The organism is Streptomyces sp. NPDC086835, assembly GCF_044745705.1.
GTDB lineage: Bacteria > Actinomycetota > Actinomycetes > Streptomycetales > Streptomycetaceae > Streptomyces.
Genome location: NZ_JBIVAU010000015.1, coordinates 14,588 through 32,304, shown reverse-complemented (window position 1 = coordinate 32,304; position 17,717 = coordinate 14,588). Strand labels below are relative to the sequence as shown.

17 protein-coding genes and 2 pseudogenes are annotated in these 17,717 nt (G+C 69.2%); 10 read left to right on the top strand and 9 right to left on the bottom strand.

Annotated features, from left to right (window positions below):
- Positions 1–481 precede the first annotated feature (481 nt).
- A complete protein-coding gene (locus ACIPJI_RS33635) occupies positions 482–865 on the bottom strand; it encodes a hypothetical protein (RefSeq protein ID WP_402250660.1) in 384 nt (127 codons plus the stop codon).
- Positions 866–1,077: 212 nt separating this feature from the next.
- On the opposite strand from ACIPJI_RS33635, the pseudogene ACIPJI_RS33630 reads away from it, so the two are divergent.
- Positions 1,078–2,229: pseudogene (locus ACIPJI_RS33630) on the top strand (IS256 family transposase); the annotation flags it as partial.
- Positions 2,230–2,433: 204 nt separating this feature from the next.
- On the top strand, positions 2,434–2,637 hold the full coding sequence (locus ACIPJI_RS33625) for a cold-shock protein (RefSeq protein WP_356622445.1): 204 nt from the start codon (positions 2,434–2,436) through the stop codon (positions 2,635–2,637).
- A 298-nt stretch (positions 2,638–2,935) separates the two neighbouring features.
- On the opposite strand, the gene ACIPJI_RS33620 is transcribed toward ACIPJI_RS33625, so the two are convergent.
- On the bottom strand, positions 2,936–3,514 hold the full coding sequence (locus ACIPJI_RS33620; protein WP_356622446.1) for a TetR/AcrR family transcriptional regulator: 579 nt from the start codon (positions 3,512–3,514) through the stop codon (positions 2,936–2,938).
- Between the two features lie 186 nt (positions 3,515–3,700).
- Between ACIPJI_RS33620 and ACIPJI_RS33615 the strand changes: the two genes are divergently transcribed.
- Positions 3,701–4,495 carry an SDR family oxidoreductase gene (locus tag ACIPJI_RS33615; RefSeq protein ID WP_356622447.1) on the top strand — a complete coding sequence of 265 codons (795 nt, stop codon included), beginning with the start codon at positions 3,701–3,703 and terminating at the stop codon, positions 4,493–4,495.
- A 314-nt stretch (positions 4,496–4,809) separates the two neighbouring features.
- Positions 4,810–5,934, top strand: a complete 1,125-nt coding sequence (locus ACIPJI_RS33610) for a PQQ-binding-like beta-propeller repeat protein (protein WP_402250658.1) — start codon at positions 4,810–4,812, stop codon at positions 5,932–5,934.
- 266 nt (positions 5,935–6,200) lie between these two features.
- Here ACIPJI_RS33610 and ACIPJI_RS33605 read toward each other — a convergent pair whose 3' ends face one another.
- Together ACIPJI_RS33605 and ACIPJI_RS33600 are read right to left on the bottom strand one after the other, a co-directional pair.
- Positions 6,201–6,377, bottom strand: a complete 177-nt coding sequence (locus ACIPJI_RS33605; RefSeq protein WP_402250656.1) for a hypothetical protein — start codon at positions 6,375–6,377, stop codon at positions 6,201–6,203.
- Entirely contained in the window at positions 6,374–6,625 is a 252-nt protein-coding gene (locus ACIPJI_RS33600; RefSeq protein ID WP_356622449.1) for a hypothetical protein, read from the bottom strand. Before ACIPJI_RS33600 ends, ACIPJI_RS33605 begins: the two co-directional genes overlap by 4 nt.
- A 132-nt stretch (positions 6,626–6,757) precedes the next feature.
- On the opposite strand from ACIPJI_RS33600, the gene ACIPJI_RS33595 reads away from it, so the two are divergent.
- Positions 6,758–7,048: an SCO0607 family lipoprotein gene (locus tag ACIPJI_RS33595; protein ID WP_356622450.1), complete on the top strand. Its 291-nt coding sequence runs from the start codon at positions 6,758–6,760 to the stop codon at positions 7,046–7,048.
- Positions 7,049–7,297: 249 nt separating this feature from the next.
- Here the strand turns inward: ACIPJI_RS33595 and ACIPJI_RS33590 are convergent, their stop codons facing one another.
- Positions 7,298–7,438, bottom strand: a complete 141-nt coding sequence (locus ACIPJI_RS33590; RefSeq protein ID WP_402250654.1) for a hypothetical protein — start codon at positions 7,436–7,438, stop codon at positions 7,298–7,300.
- A gap of 981 nt (positions 7,439–8,419) precedes the next feature.
- Positions 8,420–8,842 (bottom strand): MarR family winged helix-turn-helix transcriptional regulator, encoded by a 423-nt coding sequence (locus ACIPJI_RS33585; protein ID WP_402250652.1) that lies wholly within the window; start codon positions 8,840–8,842, stop codon positions 8,420–8,422.
- 91 nt (positions 8,843–8,933) lie between these two features.
- On the opposite strand from ACIPJI_RS33585, the gene ACIPJI_RS33580 reads away from it, so the two are divergent.
- From ACIPJI_RS33580 to ACIPJI_RS33560, 5 genes are all read left to right on the top strand, one after another.
- A complete protein-coding gene (locus ACIPJI_RS33580) occupies positions 8,934–9,917 on the top strand; it encodes an aldo/keto reductase (RefSeq protein ID WP_402250650.1) in 984 nt (327 codons plus the stop codon).
- Positions 9,918–9,969: 52 nt separating this feature from the next.
- Entirely contained in the window at positions 9,970–10,851 is an 882-nt protein-coding gene (locus tag ACIPJI_RS33575) for a nuclear transport factor 2 family protein (protein ID WP_402250648.1), read from the top strand.
- 968 nt (positions 10,852–11,819) lie between these two features.
- A complete protein-coding gene (locus ACIPJI_RS33570; protein ID WP_402250646.1) occupies positions 11,820–12,251 on the top strand; it encodes a hypothetical protein in 432 nt (143 codons plus the stop codon).
- 237 nt (positions 12,252–12,488) lie between these two features.
- Positions 12,489–13,478: a magnesium and cobalt transport protein CorA gene (locus ACIPJI_RS33565; RefSeq protein WP_402250712.1), complete on the top strand. Its 990-nt coding sequence runs from the start codon at positions 12,489–12,491 to the stop codon at positions 13,476–13,478.
- Positions 13,479–14,057: 579 nt separating this feature from the next.
- Positions 14,058–14,699, top strand: coding sequence for a carbonic anhydrase (locus ACIPJI_RS33560; RefSeq protein ID WP_402250644.1), 642 nt, complete (start codon positions 14,058–14,060; stop codon positions 14,697–14,699).
- Between the two features lie 10 nt (positions 14,700–14,709).
- Here ACIPJI_RS33560 and ACIPJI_RS33555 read toward each other — a convergent pair whose 3' ends face one another.
- From ACIPJI_RS33555 to ACIPJI_RS33545, 3 genes and pseudogenes are all read right to left on the bottom strand, one after another.
- Entirely contained in the window at positions 14,710–15,717 is a 1,008-nt protein-coding gene (locus ACIPJI_RS33555) for an L-threonylcarbamoyladenylate synthase (RefSeq protein WP_356622462.1), read from the bottom strand.
- A gap of 99 nt (positions 15,718–15,816) precedes the next feature.
- Positions 15,817–15,984 (bottom strand): annotated as a pseudogene (locus tag ACIPJI_RS33550) (transposase); the annotation flags it as partial.
- Between the two features lie 364 nt (positions 15,985–16,348).
- Positions 16,349–17,605, bottom strand: a complete 1,257-nt coding sequence (locus ACIPJI_RS33545; RefSeq protein WP_356622463.1) for an MFS transporter — start codon at positions 17,603–17,605, stop codon at positions 16,349–16,351.
- Between the last annotated feature and the right edge of the window lie 112 nt (positions 17,606–17,717).

The window sequence follows — 17,717 nt, the reverse complement described above, 5'->3', positions numbered from 1 at the left end:
GGCGGGTCCTTCGGGGACAGCATCCCCTGACTGGGCGGCGCGTCACAGCGCGGCTTCCCGCCCTTCGCGTGGCCACTGGCCACGCTGCCCTGGGGGAGACGCCGGTAGGACAATGGCGAGTTCCCTTGCAAGATCAAATAAGGAGAGTGGTCGCCGTGTCCGACCCCGATATCCCCGACTTCTCCGGCCTGGAAGGCGTGACGAGCAGCAGGCCGCGGACATCGTCCGGGACGTGGTGCTCTGGTACACCACCCAGCTGGCTACTGAACGCAGGGCGCCGGTTCCCGACGAGGACCGGATCGAGGAGCTCAAACAGGCCCGGCAGGCCGCGCTAGCCGACCAATCGCAGCTGGCGACCGCCGACCCACAGGAGGCGGCCCGGAGGCGGCGGTACGGGCGGAGCCGCCGAGCGGCCCCGACCGCGTCGGCGGACGCCCCACCGGGGAGTGGCTGGACGTGCGTCAGGGCCCGGGCGGGCCGGTCAGTCGAGGGTGCCGGCGAAGCCTCCGCTTTCGGCCTCTACCGCCGTCAGCTGCAGCGTGCCGCGGTGCGACACCTCGACCTTGTAGAAGTCGGACCCCTTCGGCACGCCCTGGACGACGATGGCGAACTCGCACGTCTCGGTGATGCCGTACGTGTCGCCGTCCTCCCGCAGCAGGGTGGACGTGCCGAGTTCCCCGGTCGCGATCGTCTTCCCGGCCGCGTCGGACACGGTGACCGACGTGCCGGTGGCGATGTCGCCGGTGCCGTAGCAGGTGGAGTCGTCGAGGCTTCCCACGCTCCCACTGTCTGTGAGCTCGAACGTGCCGGTGAGGTCGAACGTCCCCGGTCCGTCGGGCTCCTGATTGGCGGTAATGGCCCACACGGCGCCGACGATCGCAGCTCCGGCTATAGCGCCCCCCGAGGGCGGCGAGCCAGGTTCGTGAGCGGTATGTCGTCTCAATCTGATTGACGTAGTCGCCCAGGTCATAGCTCTCTGAGCTGCGGTTCTTCATGGACTGAGAAGATGATCTTTATCGGTTGTAGGCAGGTTGCGCCATGGCGCGGGGCCTGTGACCTGCAGTTGACCGGCGAGGCGGGCTGCTCCAGCAGCTGACCAAGCGGCTGCTGGAGTCCGCCCTGGAGGGCGAGATCACCGACCATCTCGGCTATGACAAGCACGATCCCGCGGGGAAGGACGGCGGCAAGTCCCGCAACGGCACGCGCTCCAAGACGGTCCTGACCGAGGTCGGGCCGGTGGAGATAGCCGTGCCCCGCGACCGGGACGGCTCCTTCGAGCCGAAGATCGTCAAGAAGCGGCAGAAGCGCCTGACCGGTGTCGACGAGATGGTCATCTCGCTGGCCGCGAAGGGCCTGACCACCGGTGAGGTCCAGGCCCATCTCACGGAGGTCTATGGCGCCGAGGTGTCCCGGCAGACCATCTCCACGATTACCGACAAGGTCCTCGAGGGCATGGCCGAATGGCAGAACCGGCCTCTCGACGTCGTATATCCGGTGGTCTTCATCGACGTCATTCACGTGAGATCCGTGACGGTGCGGTCGCCAACCGGCCCATCTACGTGGCGCTGGCTGTTACGGTCGAAGGCCGGCGAGAGATTCTTGGGCTGTGGGCGGGCGACGGCGGCGAAGGTGCCAAGCACTGGCTGCACATCCACCGAAATCAAGAACCGCTGCGTCCAAGACGTGCTGATGCTGGTCTGCGACGGGCTCAAGGGCCTGCCCGAGGCAGTGGAGACGGTCTGGCCGAAGACGATCGTGCAGACCTGCGTGGTGCACCTGCTGAGAAACTCCTTCCGCTATGCCGCCCGCCAGGACTGGGACAAGATCGCCAAACTCCTCAAGCCCGTCCATACGGCCCCGACCGAGGAGGCCGCCCTCGAACGGTTCGCCGAGCTCGCCGACGCCTGGGGCAGGAAGTATCCAGCGATCGTGAAACTGTGGGAGAACGCGTGGGAGGAGTTCACTCCGTTCCTGCGGTTCGACACCGAGATCCGCCGCATCGTCTGCACGACCAACGCGATCGAGTCGGTGAACGCGCGGATCCGGCGGGCGGTCAAGGCCCGCGGACACTTCCCGAACGAGCAGGCCGCCCTGAAGTGTGTCTACATGGCGATCATGTCGCTCGATCCCACAGGCAAGGGCCAGGCCCGCTGGAGCATGCGCTGGAAGACCGCATTGAACGCCTTCGACATCACCTTCGACGGCCGGCTCTCAGCGGCCCGTCAGTAACCATCAACCACCCCAGTTACACCGCTCGTTTGACAGACCCGTTCGACCCTGAGCTGGGCAGAACGCTCTCCTCAGGATCGCAAACAGGCACCTCACTCATACGTGTGGGCGTGTCGGCCGCTCAGGAAACCGGGCAGCCGTGACGATCGCTTGGCAACGCCCGACGCGGGCCTTCTCCCGCGCCGCACGAAGGAGAACAGCACGATGGCTACCGGCACGGTGAAGTGGTTCAACCCGGAGAAGGGCTTCGGCTTCATTGCCCAGGACGGCGGCGGCCCGGACGTGTTCGTCCACTACTCGGCCATCAGCGCGACGGGATTCCGCGAGCTCACCGAGGGGCAGAAGGTGCAATTCGAGGTCACCCAAGGACCCAAGGGACCCCAGGCCGAGAACGTCACCCCCGCCTGACCCCTCCTGCGCCGACGCCCACGATCCAGCGACGCGGGGCGCCCGCACGGGCCCGCGCCGGGCCGTCAGCGGCCGGTCCGCCGGCATACCCCGCGCACGAGATCGCATCCCCCGTAGGAGGCGCCCACGGTCCTTGCCCCTCACGCGGAGACAGGGCCCACGCGCCGGCGAGGCTGGCCCGCTGTTCCCTGCGGGCGGAGGGCTGTAACTTCCCCGTCCGGCTACTGCCTTGAGCGGGGGCCCCTGGTCGAACCGGCTGGGTCCCGCCTCTCGTACGGGCCTGTGCCGGTCGGCAGGCTCAGTGGGTGGTGGGCAGCCGCGCGTCGAGGAGTTGCTCGGCCAGCTGGATCATATGGTCACCGGGGGCGTCGGTCCCCAGCGCGGCCGCCAGGACCTGTGCGCCGTCGAGGATGACCAGGAGCTTGCCGGCCGTGTCCTCGGGATCCGGGTCGCCGGCCTCGCGGAGCTGGTCGCGCATCCAGGCCTGCACTTCGGTCTTGTGCGCGACAGCGGCAGCGTGGGCCGGATGGTCCGTGTCGGGGAACTCACTCGTGATGTTGAGGGTGGCGCAGCCGCGGTAGCCCGGGACGGCCATGTCCTGGCGGGTGAGGTCGAAGAGGGCCCTGATCCTCCCGCGGGCGTCGAGCGCGGTGGCGGATTCGTGCAGGCGCTTCCACCAGTGCTCGTTGCGAGTGACGAGGTAGGCGGTGACCAGCTCGTCCTTGGTCGCGAACTGGCGGTAGAGGGTGGCGTTGGCCACGCCGGCGGTACTGATCACCAGATCCATGCCGACCGCGCGGACACCCCGGCCGTAGAAGAGTTCACCGGCGACCTCCAGGATGTGCCGTCGTGTCTCCTCCGGCGAGCGTCGTGCCACGGGGGACCTCCTCGGGTCGGGACGCAGGTTCGGTTCTGGCCGCCCCCATTATGAGACGGAACGTTCTCACTGGCAAGGCTTGACAAGAGAGAACGTTCCGTCTCATTCTCAGAGAGAACGTTCCGTCTCAGACGGACGGCTCGACGGGATTCTCTGCCCCGTCGCGGACTATCGAGGGAAGACAGCATGTACATCGACTTCACCGGCCGAACTGCTTTGATCACCGGTTCGACGCTGGGCATCGGCCTTGGCACCGCCGAGGCGTTCGCCCGCGCCGGAGCCCGCACCGTCCTCAACGGCCGTGACGAGGCCCGCCTCGAAGCGGCGGCCGACGGCATCCGCGAGCGTGTGCCCGGCGCCGACATCGTGACCGTGGCCGCCGACGTGTCCACGGCCGAGGGCGCTCAGGCGCTCCTGGCAGCGGTGCCCGAGGTGGACGTCCTGGTCAACAACACCGGCATCTTCGCCTCCACCCCGGTCCTGGAGATCCAGGACGAGGAGTGGCGTCGCTTCTTCGAGGTCAATGTCCTCAGCGGCGTACGGCTGGCTCGCCACTACATGCCCGGAATGATGGAGCGCGGCTTCGGCCGCATCGTGTTCGTCTCCAGCGAGACGGCCATCGACACACCCCTGGACATGGTCCACTACGGCGTGACCAAGACCGCCCTGTTGGCGGTGGCCAGCGGCCTGGCCAAGGCCGCGGCCGGCACGGGCGTCACCGTCAACTCCGTGCTGCCCGGCCCCACTCACACCGAGGGCATCGAGGAATACATCACCGCCCTCATCCCCGAGGCGGAGTCCTTCGACGCCGCGCAGCGCGAGTTCATCTCCCGCTTCCGCCCGACGTCCCTGATCCAGCGGCTGATCCGGCCTTCCGAGGTCGCCGACCTCATCCTCTTCACCAGCTCCGACCGGGCCTCGGCCACCACCGGCGCGGCACTGAAGGTCGAAGGAGGCACCCTCACCTCCCTCACCCCGTGACGCACAACGACACACCCGGCGGGCTCCCGCCGTCGGGTGTGCCACCCAGGAAACGCCGACCTCAAGTCTGCTGCGTGACCGAACGATTTACAGTCCCTCGGGTGGTCAAAGAACCTCCGGTCTACAGGGAGCCCAAGCGCTATCGTCGTGATCGCGAAGATCAAGAGACGGGGGAGATGAGCAGGAGAGGCAGGCTGCGACGATGGGCCGTTACCGCGGCAGGAGTCACGCTGGCGGCAACGGCGTTAGTCGCCTGTGGAGACGGCGGCTCATCGGATGCGAAGTCGTCCGGCAAGTCCGCAGAACCATCCCATGTGACCTCCAAGGAGCCGAGCCGTCCCGGGTTCGACCCGCCCGTGCGCTTTGACGGGCCTGCGGTCGAATTGCCGGATGCCGCCCAGCCGAGTACGACGAGCGGGGAGGAATCACGGCCGGCAGTCACGCTTGCCGACGGGGTTGCGTACATCACGGCCGAGGACGGACTGGCAGCGATCGACACCGGGACCGGGGAACCGCGGTGGGAAGTGGATACGAAGCACGCCGCGGACCCGGGCGGTTTCGGCAGCAATCGTGTCGCTCCTCTGGTCGCGGCTGACGGCAAAACCGTGTACGCCGCCTGGAACAGGGAGGCGGAGGGCGAAGGGACCATGCCGGACCGATCCGTGATCGAGGTGCTGGCCGTCGAGACGGCCACCGGTAAGACGGCCTGGTCGGCAGAGATCACATCGGCTCCCAGTTCCACCGGGCTCGCCGCCGTTCCCATCGGGGCCGATGAGCTCCTCGCGCCGCAGGTCGTCGGAGTGGATGCCGGCGCAGCGTTCGTCACCGCGGCCGACACCACGTATGCCGTCGATCCCTCCGCGGGCACCGTCCGCTGGAAGAAGGCCGATTTTCGTGCGCTGACCTTCGCCGACGGTGTCGTCGCCGGTGGTGAGAGGACGGGGTACGCCGAAGGCAGGCTGGTGGGACTGGCTGCCGCCACGGGCGAACAGCAGTGGACGCTTGCGGATGCGCGGCAGCCCGCCACAGCGGCACCGCGGTTGCTGAGCGCAAACCTCGATGACAAGACACTCGTCGTGGACGCGGTCAGCGGCGAGCGGCGGGTGACGCTCGATGGCGCGGGCTGGCGGTGTCGCCACGACGCCCGGTCCCTGGTCCTGTGTTCCAAGTACGGGTACGGGGCGGCAGACCGCGGGATCACGGTGTTCGACGCCGCTTCGGTTCAGAAGCGGTGGGCGTTGCCCGACGATTCCGGACGGGTGGTGCCCAAGGTCACCGGCTTCTGGCACGGCGCCGTGTACGGGGAAGTGGGGGACGAGCCGATCGTCCTGGACGGCAAGACGGGACAGGACCGACAGACGTCTGGCGGCGCAGCTCCGTACGAAATCGATCGCTACGGCGGTGTAGAGGGAACCACGTTCCATCGAGCCGCAGGCTGACAAGAGTGGATCCCGGAGGTGCCCCTTCTCTTACGTGCCGACCTCGGGATCGCTCAGCCACGCCGTCGGCCTTCCCCGCTGTAGTCGGCAGGAACACTCGGATCAGAGGCTGCGCGGGCCGGGTCAGGAGGGGGACGACGCTCCTTCCCGGGTGCTCTGGTAGTCGCCAATCGGGCCGCGTCCTATTCGGGCGTCAGCCGCCTGACGTCAGCGATCGGATTCCGGCCCCGCCGGTTCGCATCGAAAGCCAGGTGGCGCGCGGGGCGTCACTGACGCCGCGCCATCCGAGCGTGCTCGGGGGGCGGCTCGAGGACGAACTTGCCCGCGTAGGGGGCTCGTACAGGGAGTGCAGACGACGGACGCGCGTCGCGGCCGTAGGCGGAGCGCAGCGCCGCCTGGGCGTCTTCGTAGGTGACGGTGTCGGTGGCGATGATGAGCTTCATGCCCTGCCCCAGCTGGCGGGGAGCGTGTCGAGCGCGGCCGCGAGCACGGCGAGTTCAAGGGGCCCAGTCGGCGCCATGATGCGAATGCCGGACACTCCATGGGCCGCACCCTGGAATAGCCGGACGGCGACGCCGTGCCGGGCCAGGTGTTCGAACACGGGACGCGGTTCGGCGAGGTGCACGAAGCGGTAGTGGATGCCCGTGTCCTGGACCTGGTCACCGAACCGGCCGGAGAGGACCTGGTGCATGAGGCGGGCGTCAGCCTTATAGGACCTCTAATAGGTTCCGACCCGGCAGCGGACTGAGTACGCGTGCTCATCACAGGCCCCGGCACGGGCTGTGACACTGGCGGCACCACCGATCCAGAGAGGTACCCCACCATGCCGCAGCACCGCGCACTTCCGTACGTCGTACTGACCGGAGCGGTCGCGGCCGCACTCCTGCTCACCGGATGCGGGTACCAGGAGAGGGTCTGCCTGTCCGACCACTACCCGGTCCTCGCGGTGAACAACACCGGCGGCGACTGCGTCTCCGACGGCGAGGAGCCCGGAGAGGGGTGGGCCCGCTACCCCGAGGGCATGGAGCCCCGGTACCTGGGCGACAAGTGGGACCGCTACTGGTCCGACAAGACCCTCGACGGCAAGGGCCGGGTCGTTCCCCAGCCCAGCTGACGGCACGGCCCCGGTCCCGGCCCGGACGCCGGTGTGACGGGCGGACGACCAGGCCCAGTCGGCGTCCGCCGCAGGGGGGGGGGCACAGGCGGACGGCCGCTCCCCGCACCGCGGCCTCCTCGGCTCCCGCCGCTCCGGTGCTGGCACGGAACTCCAGGCCGTCCGCGTCCAGTCGGCGGTGTGCTGGGGACCGGGCCAGGAGTCGCGGTGGGCGGCTACGGCACATGTCCTCGCCACGGCGAGCGGAGCTCACCCCTCCGTGTCGTCGGCGGCGAAGACGTAGGACCGCCAGTTGCCAACCTGCCCGTAGGTGATCTCCGGGTTGTGCCAGTTCACGGCACCGCCATCGCGGCCCGCGAGCCCGGGTGGGCGGGGTTCATGGGAGAACATTGGCACCATGCACCTCGTGCCGCACGAGCGGGAAGTGGCGGAGCAGCAGGCCCAAGAGATCCGTCAGATTCCGGGTCACGATCTCGCCACCGGCCACGTCGTCGGCGGAGGCTTCAGCAGGCGTGTCAGCTCTGCGGCGCTGGACCCGTTCGACGGACTGCTCCACGTGGTTGAGGACCATCAGATGACGCGCCGCGGTTGGATCTCGGACCCAGCACCCGAGGGAAACACTCATGGCCAACGCGACCTACGTCGGACCGAAGCCTCCAGGCACCGAACTACCCCTTCTCGGGGTCTGGCGGCAACCCCCACGGCCGCCCACGCTCCGCCACCGTCGCCGTCCACCGCACCGGCTGACCGGGCCGCGGAAGCCGGCGGTGGGGGAGCACCCGGGCACGGTCCGGCGTCTACGGGACTCCAGGGGCCAAGCACCGTGCTCCCGGGCCGAGTTCCACACGCGTCCGACCGCCCAGGTGTTCGTGAGAACCCGGAACGGAGGCGCGACCGGCCACGTGAAGAAGGCGGCTCGCTCGTTCGGGCCATGCCGGAAGGCCGACACAGACAGCAAGTGATCGGCTGACTCCAGCGCCAGTGCACCGAACGAGTGCTCCCGGCGCAGACGGAAGAGTACTCGAGGGCCGACTTCATCACTCGTGACGCTCGTTCATCAAGCCGTACCGCATGGACGCTGCCTACGACGGCGAACCGGCCATGACTGATCCGCGCGAACGCTTCGTCACCACTGAGGGAGCACCGCACTGGGCCTGAGCGACACCGCGTCGGTGCCGAGTACGCAGGCAGTGCTCCTGCTCGCCGGCGGCCAAAGGAGTCAGCCGGCGGAGGGTTCGGGATCAGCGGGGACGGCGGCGTCGTCGACGACGGCTTGGGGATCTCGGTGGGCAGCTTGCCCTTCTCGATCCGGTCAACCACGGGCCTGGTGTACGCGCGATGGGCCGTCTCCCGTCGCGCCGCACGCAGCGGCTAGGAGCCCATGATCAGCTCAAGGAGGTCACGCAGGTCCCGACGCTGATCCTGGGTGAGCGCGATGAGCGGATCGCGGGCGAACCGGAGCCGCTCCCGCAGCTCCCGGGCGGCCGATGCGCCGGTCTCGGTGGTGGCCAACAGCTTGACGCGCCTGTCGTCGGGGTCCGCGTGGCGCTCGACCAGGCCGCGGCTCTGGAGCCGGTCGATCACCGACGTGAGGTTGGAGGGCTGGGCGCCCAGGCGCTCCGCGACCCGCCGCATCGGAAGGGGCTGCTCGTCGAGCGCGAGGAGCGCCTTGACCTGCTGGGGAGTGAGGCCGTGCTGCGCGGCTGCGGCCTCGTACTCACGCGTGTAGCGCTCTGTGACCCGAGCGAAGAGCGAGATCACCTGCGCGGTGAGCGGATCGGCTGCGCGTGTCATGCCGCACACACTAACGGAACCTATGGCCAGATACTGTCCTATGCAATAATAATTATCGAACATAACCTTCTCGCCACAGGGAGAAAGCCCCATGCGACAGCGCACTCTCGGCACTGCCGGCCCCGTCGTCTCCGCCCTGGGCCTCGGCCTGATGGGCATGTCCGAGTTCTACGGCACCACCGACGACGCCCAGTCCCTCGCCACCATCCACCGTGCACTCGACCTCGGCGTCACCCTGCTCGACACCGCCGACGTCTACGGCGCCGGCCACAACGAGCAGTTGCTGGGCCGCGCCCTGGCCGGCCGACGCCGTGACGAGGCCGTCGTCGCAACCAAGTTCGGGTCCCGGCTCGACGACGGCACCTTCGTCGTCGACTCCTCCCCGGAATACGCCGCACGAGCCGTCGACGCCTCTCTGGCCCGGCTCGGCCTCGACCACATCGACCTCTACTACCTGCACCGCCGCAACCCCGACGTACCGATCGAGGAAACCGTCGGAGCCCTGGCCGACCTCGTCAAGGCAGGCAAGATCCGGCACATCGGCCTCTCCGAGGTCAGCGCCGACACCCTGCGCCGGGCCCACGCCGTCCACCCCGTCGCTGCCCTCCAGAGCGAGTACTCCCTGTGGGAACGGGGTCTGGAGGACGAGATCCTCCCGACCGCACGTGAGCTCGGCATCGCCCTCGTCCCGTATTCGCCCGTCGGACGCGGCTTCTTGACGGGCACCATCACAGACACCAGCGACCTGGCCGCCGACGACTACCGCCGGTTCGACCCGCGGTTCCAGGGCGAGAACCTCCGCCGCAACCTCCGCCTGGCAAACGGCGTCCACGCCCTGGCCGCCGAAGCCGACATCACCCCCACCCAACTGGCACTCGCCTGGCTGCTGCATCAGGGCGACGACATCGTTCCCATCCCCGGCACCAAGCGCATCGCCTACCTGGAGGAGAACGCCGCAGCTGCCGATGTCCGTCTCGACGCCGCCCAGCTCAAAACCCTGGACGAGGCCCTGCCCCGAGGAGCCGCCTCCGGCCTTCGGTACCCCGAACCGCTCATGCACCGCGTCAACATCTGACAAGCCCCACCATCCATCCACCCACTCACCCACCCGTACAAGGAGTACGACCATGTCCGCGACCGACGGCATCGCCCAGCTCCGGGCGCAGCTCGACCACAAGAACACCGCCAACCGGGCACGCGCCCAACTGCACCGCTGGTACGCGTTCTACGAGCGGGACACCAAGCACTGGGACAACCAGTTCGACCTGCTCACCGACGACATGGAGATCATCCGCGGCGTCGGCCCGGAGGGCGGCATCGAAATCGGCAAGGACGCCTACCGGCGCAGCGTCGAGGCCTTCCCCACCGGGCAGGGCCACGGCCACCACATCAAACGGTTCCAGCTCCTCCCCATCGGTACCACGGGCCAGTGGCTGCTCAGCGTGGACCTGCACTACCACAACCGCTCCGAGCAGGGCGACGAACGCGCCGGAGCCCTCCACTACGCTATGCAGCTCGCCGAGGACGGCTCCCTCCTGCCCAAGATCAGGCGCGTCGTCGTCGAACTCGACGACATCCTCGACGAGCCCTTCGAGGACGCCTACCCGATCAATCGGGCAGCCGGCCTGGTCCACTACTGGCTCGCGCTCCTCGAAAGCCGCGACCCCGACACCGCCCCCCTGCCCGAGATCATCGCCGACGACGCCGTGTTCCACCTCTCCGACGGACGTACCCTCGACGGCCTCGCGGAGATCTCCACCTGGTACGCGGACCTGCCCGGCCTCGTACACGCGACCCACCACGACGTCGAGAACCTCAGCGTCCGTACCGATGACAAGGGCCACCTGCTCGTCTCCATGGACCTCGCCTGGCTGGGCATCGACACCAAGGACCAGCCGGTCCGCACTCGTACCCACCACGAGTGGACCGTGGCAGACGGCGACGGCCGCTTCCCCGTCCTGCGTGAAGCCCGCATCACCCGGCTCGAAGTCGCGGACTCAGCGACGTAGCGAGGCGCACTCCGAGGGTTCCGCGGGCTCGCAGCTCGCTCAGATCTTGCAGATCGACGCCGGGCAGTGTGTCGAGAAGGTGGTCGGCCTGGGCGGCACGGAGGTGCGCGGGAGCCTCGGGGCCTGTGCCTAGGTTGCGGCGATTGGTCACATGATCATCGTACGGGCGGGCCTCAGCGCTAGCGGCGCTGTTCGTACCTGTGTACTGCGGCCACCGTTCCCCCTGGCGGAAGCGCCCACCTGTGTACCGGTCCGTCCAGGTGACTTCCGTCGTGGCGACCGCCCGACTGGGCGGCGGTAGGTGGGACAGTGGCTGGGTTAACTCCAAGCGCCTCTTTGGGGTTGCTGAGCGAGAGCCCCCGTAGTGGCCATCACATCCCGCTGCGGGGGCTCTGGCTTGTCTGCGGTGTTGTTCACCGGAGCTTTGCCGGTCCGGCCTCTGCGGGCATCGCCCGGCCGCCCGTCGGATCGGCGCCTGGTGGCGGGTGTGCCCATGGCTCGGAAAGCCGGCCCGGTTACCGCGGTTGTTCTCCGGCCTTCACCGCCACCCGCAACGCCGCCACCATGCGGCAGCTGGCCGCCGACGAACAGACGTCCCGGCGCGTCGCGCGCGAGGGCAGGGGGCCAAATGAGGGGCCACGTGAGGGGCCGATCAGGGGGCCGAATAGAGGGCCGATTGAGGGGCCACCCCTGCAACGGCTCTGGCGCGTCATGCCTGGTCAGCCTGGCCTTCCGGGCCGACTGGGAGCCGACTTCCCCTCTGCGGCCTGCGGGAGATGATGGCGGGCGGTCTGGAGCGGCACGGGAGCTTCTCTGCGACGCCGACGCCGACGCCGACGCCGACGCCGACGCCGACGCCGTCGTCGTCGGCGGTCCGAAGGACGCGTAGCCCGGCCCGCTCGCGGCCGGGCCGGTGTCATGCACTGTCTGTCACGTCAGCCGCGAACCTGTGAGGCGGAGTTCTGCCCGTGCTTCCGCACGCCCTGGTGCAGCCCTCCGGTGCGCAGGACGATGGAGTCGTGGGCGAGCAGAACGAGGACCAGGAGCACGTCGCCGACCCGGTGCGGCCGCTGCTCAGTGCGGCCCGAGCCCGGGAGGTGACGGCGAGGCTGCGGGAGGCGATGGACGATGTCCGACGCTCGGTGGCGGTACTCGCCGCTCGGGTCCGGGACGCGCCCGCGGCCCGCGTCTGGGCGCCGCTCGGTTACAACGACTGGGCGTCGTTCTGCGAGACGGCGTTCGGCATCTCCCGTGCTCAGGCGTACCGACTGCTGGACGTCGCCCGCTCCCTGGCCGCGATCCACGACGCCGTCACCGCTGGCACCGAGACGTCTCGCACGCGAGACAGCGACCCGGCCGCCGTGGCCGCGCTCGCTACGGCCTGTCCCAGCGCGCCCTGATCGCCGTCTCCGGCCGCACGAACGACGTCGCGGAGCCTGACCCGCCGACTCGCCGCACTCGCCCACAGCGGCCTCGACGCCCTCGACGAGGCTCGAGAGATCGCTCATGAACGCGCCGAGATCGAACGCGACCGAAAGGAGAAGGGTCTGTCCGGATCGGCCAGCACCTCATGAAACGCGTTGAGAGCGGGCGGCGTGAACGTGCATGAAACCGGTCCGATGAAGCATGCGTGGACCATGGAGTGTGTGATTTTTCAGGAGCAGCCCGGCCGGGCGCGCCGGGTCGACTGTGGGCAGGCCGGCGGGGAGTGCCACGCCGCGCTGAAGCGGCTGCGGGAGCTTGGCGAAGGCGAGTTCGGGTGGCTGCACCTGGACGATCCCGCGCAGCCTGAATGGGAGACACTGGCCGCGGAGCTGGGGTTGCATCCGCTGGCGGTGGAGGACGCGGTACAAGCCCATCAGCGCCCCAAGTGCGAGCGGTACGACGATGTGCTGGCAGTGGCGCTGAAGACCCTGTGGTACATCGAGGAGGCCTCGGCGGTTGAGACGGGACAGGTGATGGTCTTCCTGGGACCTCGCTTCGTGCTGACCGTCCGGCACGGACCGGTCGATCCCACCGCCGACGTTGCCCGTCGGCTCGCGGCCGATCCCACCACGGTGGCGTTCGGGCCCGCCTCCGTGCTGCATGCGGTCCTTGACGTGGTGGTGGACGCCTACAGCGACGCAGCCGGCAAGGTGCGCCAGGACCTGACCGAACTGGAGCGGTGCGTCTTCTCCTCCGCCCGCGACGACGTCACCGAACAGATCTACTCCCTCAAACGGGAAGTACTGGAGTTCCGCGACGCGGTGCAGCCCCTGGTGCCGGTGGTACAGGGCTTCATCGCTCCGTCCGCGCCATGGCCGCAGGAAGCTGTGCCCTACTTTCGCGACGTGGCCGACCACCTGCACCGCACCGACACAGAAGTCCGCTCCCTGGACGAGCTGCTCAACTCCGTGCTCAACGCTCACCTGGCCCGGGTGGGCACCTGGCAGAACGAGGACATGCGCCGCATCTCCGCCTGGGCCGCGATCCTCGCCATTCCCACCATGGTCGCCGGTGTGTACGGCATGAACTTCGAGCACATGCCCGAACTGAACTGGAGCTACGGCTACCCGGTGGCCGTCGGCATGATGGCCACAGCGGCAGGCTGCCTCTACCGGGCCTTTCGCCGCAACGGCTGGCTATAACCCTCACCCTCCCGGCAGTTGAAGACAGCCACGAAAGGCAACCCGAACCTGGGGAACCAGCCCGCCGGAAGGAACCTCGTGGTTTGTCGCCGCCCTCCTCATACCTCCCCTGATGCTGTGCGCACTCCTGGCTCTCGGACGCTACGCAGAACGCATGCTGGGCGAGCCCAGCGAGCCCCAGCCCAGGCACGCCTCACACAAACGCCACCTGCACGCCGTACCAGAACCCGTCCCACTTCCCCCGTCCGCCCCAGCACAGCACACCGCCCCACCGGCCACAGCAAGGGCCGGCACGCTGCGTGACGACGTCGGCCCGGCGTCTGCCCAAAGCACGCAACGGCTCCTCAACTGGCGCGGGGCCAGGCGAGCTGACGGTCGCCTGGAATCGCCCGACAGTCAGCCGGATCGTCCAGCACACGCCACAGCCAGATCAGGAAGACGATGACCGCTGCCAGGTTGCCCTGCTCTCGTCGTAGCTGGAGAAGTTCGCCACGTACAGCGCGAACAGGGCAGAGGCGATCAGTGCCTCATCCGGACCTGGCTGCCTCGTGTCCGGGCTGTGGCCGTAGTCTGCTTGCCATGGTCGACACCCACACTCTTGCGCCTCGTGACGCCTTCGAGATGCTGATGGCCGGCAACCAGCGGTTCGTCGCCGGTTCGCCGGAGCACCCGAACCAGGACGCCGCTCGCCGTACCGAGGTTGTCCCGGCCCAGAATCCGTTCGCCGTGCTCTTCGGTTGCTCCGACTCCCGGCTGGCCGCCGAGATCATCTTCGACCGTGGGCTGGGTGACCTGTTCGTGGTCCGCACCGCCGGACACGTCGCGGGCTCGGAGGTGCTGGGCAGTATCGAGTACGGGGTGAGCGTGCTCGGCGCACCGCTGGTCGTGGTGCTGGGACATGACGCGTGCGGGGCGGTCGCGGCCACCCGCTCCGCGGTCGAGGACGGCACGCCGGCCGGGGGCTACGTGCGGGACGTGATCGAGCGGGTGACCCCCAGCGTGCTGGCCGCCCGTGCGGCCGGGCATACCGAGGACGCTGATTTCATCGCCGGGCACATCCGGCACACCGTCGACCTGCTGCTGGACCGCTCCCGCGTCCTCGCTCAGGCGGTCGAAGCCGGGCAGGCCGCGGTGGTGGGGCTGTCGTACCGGCTGGCCGACGGCACGGCCCGCCTGGTCACCGCCCGCGGCCTTGAGGTACCCGCAGACGCGGTGTCGTGATGCCGGGTGCTCAGCGTTCCTGAAGATCCGGCACGTCGATGCCGGTGGAGGGCCGGGGTCCCGCGGCGCGGCGGAGCCGGTTGGCGATCGCCACTCCCAGCCCCTCCTCCGCCGGCAAGGACACGACGATGAGGTCGCACCCGCGCTGATCGAGCTCGCGCAGGAACCCGTACAGCCCGCGCGCGTAGGAGACAATCGAACCGGGGACTTCCACCACGGCATGCGCCTTCACCGGGGCGCCGGCGAAGGACGGGGGAAGGAAAACGCCCACCTGGTGCCCCAGCTCCTGGGCGAGCTCCGCTTCGGCGACGACCTTCTCGGGCTCGACGAGGACGACCCGAGCCCGAGGCGCGTAGTGCGACGGATGCTGGCCCGGCACCCGAACCCGGCTCGTCGAGTGGACCGCAACCGGGCGCCCCAGCACCGCTTCAAGGTCCTCGCGCGTCACCCCGCCGGGCCGAAGGACACTCGGGGCATCGCCCGTGGCGTCGACGATCGTCGACTCGACGCCCACCTCGCAGGGGCCGCCGTCCAGCACGAAGTCGACGGCATCACCGAGCTCCGCACGGACGTGGTCCGCCGAGGTGGGGCTGACCGAGCCGAAGCGGTTGGCGGACGGGGCCGCTACACCGCCGCCGAAAGCAGACAGCAGCGCGAGCGCGACGGGGTGGTCGGGCACCCGCACGGCCACCGTCTCCAGCCCACCCGTCGCTTCGAGGGGCACCCGGCGACCGCGCCGCAGGACCAGCGTCAGCGGCCCCGGCCAGAAGCGTTCGGCCAACAGCCACGCGGTCGCGGGCACGCCCTCGACCCAGCCGCCCAGGTGCTCAGCGCCGCCGACATGGACGATCAGCGGGTGGGAGGGCGGGCGCCCTTTGACCTGGAAGATGCGCGCGACCGCGGCGGCATCCTCCGCGTTGGCGCCCAGGCCATAGACGGTCTCGGTCGGGAAGGCCACCAGGCCTCCGGCGCGCAGCACACCGGCTGCCTTCTCGATGTCACTGCTTCTTGCCGACACGCTCGCAATCCTAATCCCCGGGTAAGTGACGGTCCGGACAGTCAGGAGCAACCGGGCCATTTGAACAGCAGGGCCGTCAGCGGCCCCTTGTCAGGGCCCGGCCCACAGCACATCGTCGGCTATCGCCAGCACATCGCCGATCAGAGCCAACAGTTCAGTCTCGTCGTTCTCGATCCGGCGGGACAGCAGCCGCTCGCCCTCCGCGTTGATCACCACGACATGGTGGTGCGTCTTGCCGATGTCCACCCCGGCCCAGATCTCGGGCACATCCCCTCCCGCCAGCTCGCCTCACATTGATCCGCGGACGACCTCGCCGGCGTTGTCCTACAGCAGCGATCGAGTCGCGTATCCCAATCAGCGGTCGAGTCGTCACGGGGCTCCGGGTGGCCAAGTCCCGTAAGCCATCCAGCGGCTCAGCACTTACAGCCATGCCCGGAGCCCCCGGGCCCTCCGATCCTACGAATGATCGGTCAGACCCATGTCTAGAAAGGTAGGACAGCACTCACGGTGAGCGACTTCTCGGACTCTGCGATCACCTGTGAGGCCCGCCGAAGCCGTGGGGTGAAACGCCCTATCTGTCTGTGAGGCCTGTGAGGTGGGGACCCTGTTTTCCCAGCCTGGGGCGTCTGTGTCAGGCGAGGTCCCGGCGGCGGCCCACCGGGACCGCGAGCAGATACAGCGGCGGCAGGAGCGCGGCCGTGCACACCGCCCACAATGCCGCGTGCGTCCCCGCGTACGTGGCGAGCAGGCCGGCGGTGAGGGCGCCGAGCGGCTGGGCGCCCCAGGAGACGAAGCGGACGGTGGCCATGACACGGGCGAGGAGCTCAGGCGGGGACTCGGTCTGGCGGTGGGTGCGGGTGGCGATCGACCCGATGACGACGCCGAAGGCGAAGCCGGCGTTACCCAAGGCGAACCAGTACGCGTCGGCTGCGGACGTGGTCAGCGGGGCCAACAGGGCGGCAGCGCCACCGGCCAGCGCGGTCCCGACGAGCCCCCGGGCGGTGCCGAACCGCCGGGTCAGTCGGACCGCCACGGCGGATCCGGCGAGCGCGCCGATTCCGTCCATGGCGAGCACCACGCCGAGCTGTACGGGCGTCAGTCCGGCCTCACGGACCAGGTAGAGGGGTGTGAGGGCGACCAGGGCGGCGCAGACGAAGTTGGTGGCGGTGGCCCAGAGCATGCAGGGCAGCATCACTGGGTGCCGCGTCACGTACGTCCAGCCCTCGCGGATCAGCCGGAGGGCGCCGTCGCCGGTGCGGGCGGCGGGACGGCGCTCGGGGAGCGTACGCAGCAGCACGGCTGAGAGCAGGTAGCTGCCCGCGTCCACGAGGAGCGCGCCGACCGGGCCCGCGGCGTGCACGAGGAGGCCGCCCCCGGAGGGCCCTCCGGTTTCGGTGACGGCGTGCGTGCCGGACATCAGGCTGTTGCGGGCGGCGAGCTGCCGGTCCGGGACGATGGCGGGCAGAAAGGTCGAGTTGCCGATGTCGAAGAGTACGGTCGCGGCGCCGGTGACCAGAGCGGCGAGTAGCAGGTGCGGATAGGTGAGCCGGTCAAGCCACCAGGCGAGCGGGAGGGATCCGACGGCGGCGAACCGTACGAGATCGAGGGTGACCTGGAGGCGGCGGAGCGCGACGCGCTGGGCGATCACTCCTGCCGGGAGGCTGAGCAGCAGCCAGGAGATCTGTCCGGCGGCGGCGAGCAGGGCGGCCTGGAGCGCGGTGGCGTCGAGAACTGTGAGGGCGACCAAGGGTAGAGCGAGGGCGGTGACGGCGGTGCCCGCGTTGCTGACGGTGGCAGCGGCCCAGTAGCGCCAGAAGACGGCCGGAGGCGAGGTCGCATGGTGGGTACTGCGGCGATCGCGCTCCGGGACCGTCGGTGTCTCGCTCATGCGACGCCCACCCTTCAGTGAGTCTCTTATGGGAACTTACATTGTTTGCGACTCAGTTCCTATCCGGAACTGACTACATGGCGCAAGATGGCTTCGAAGGCCGGACGTTGTA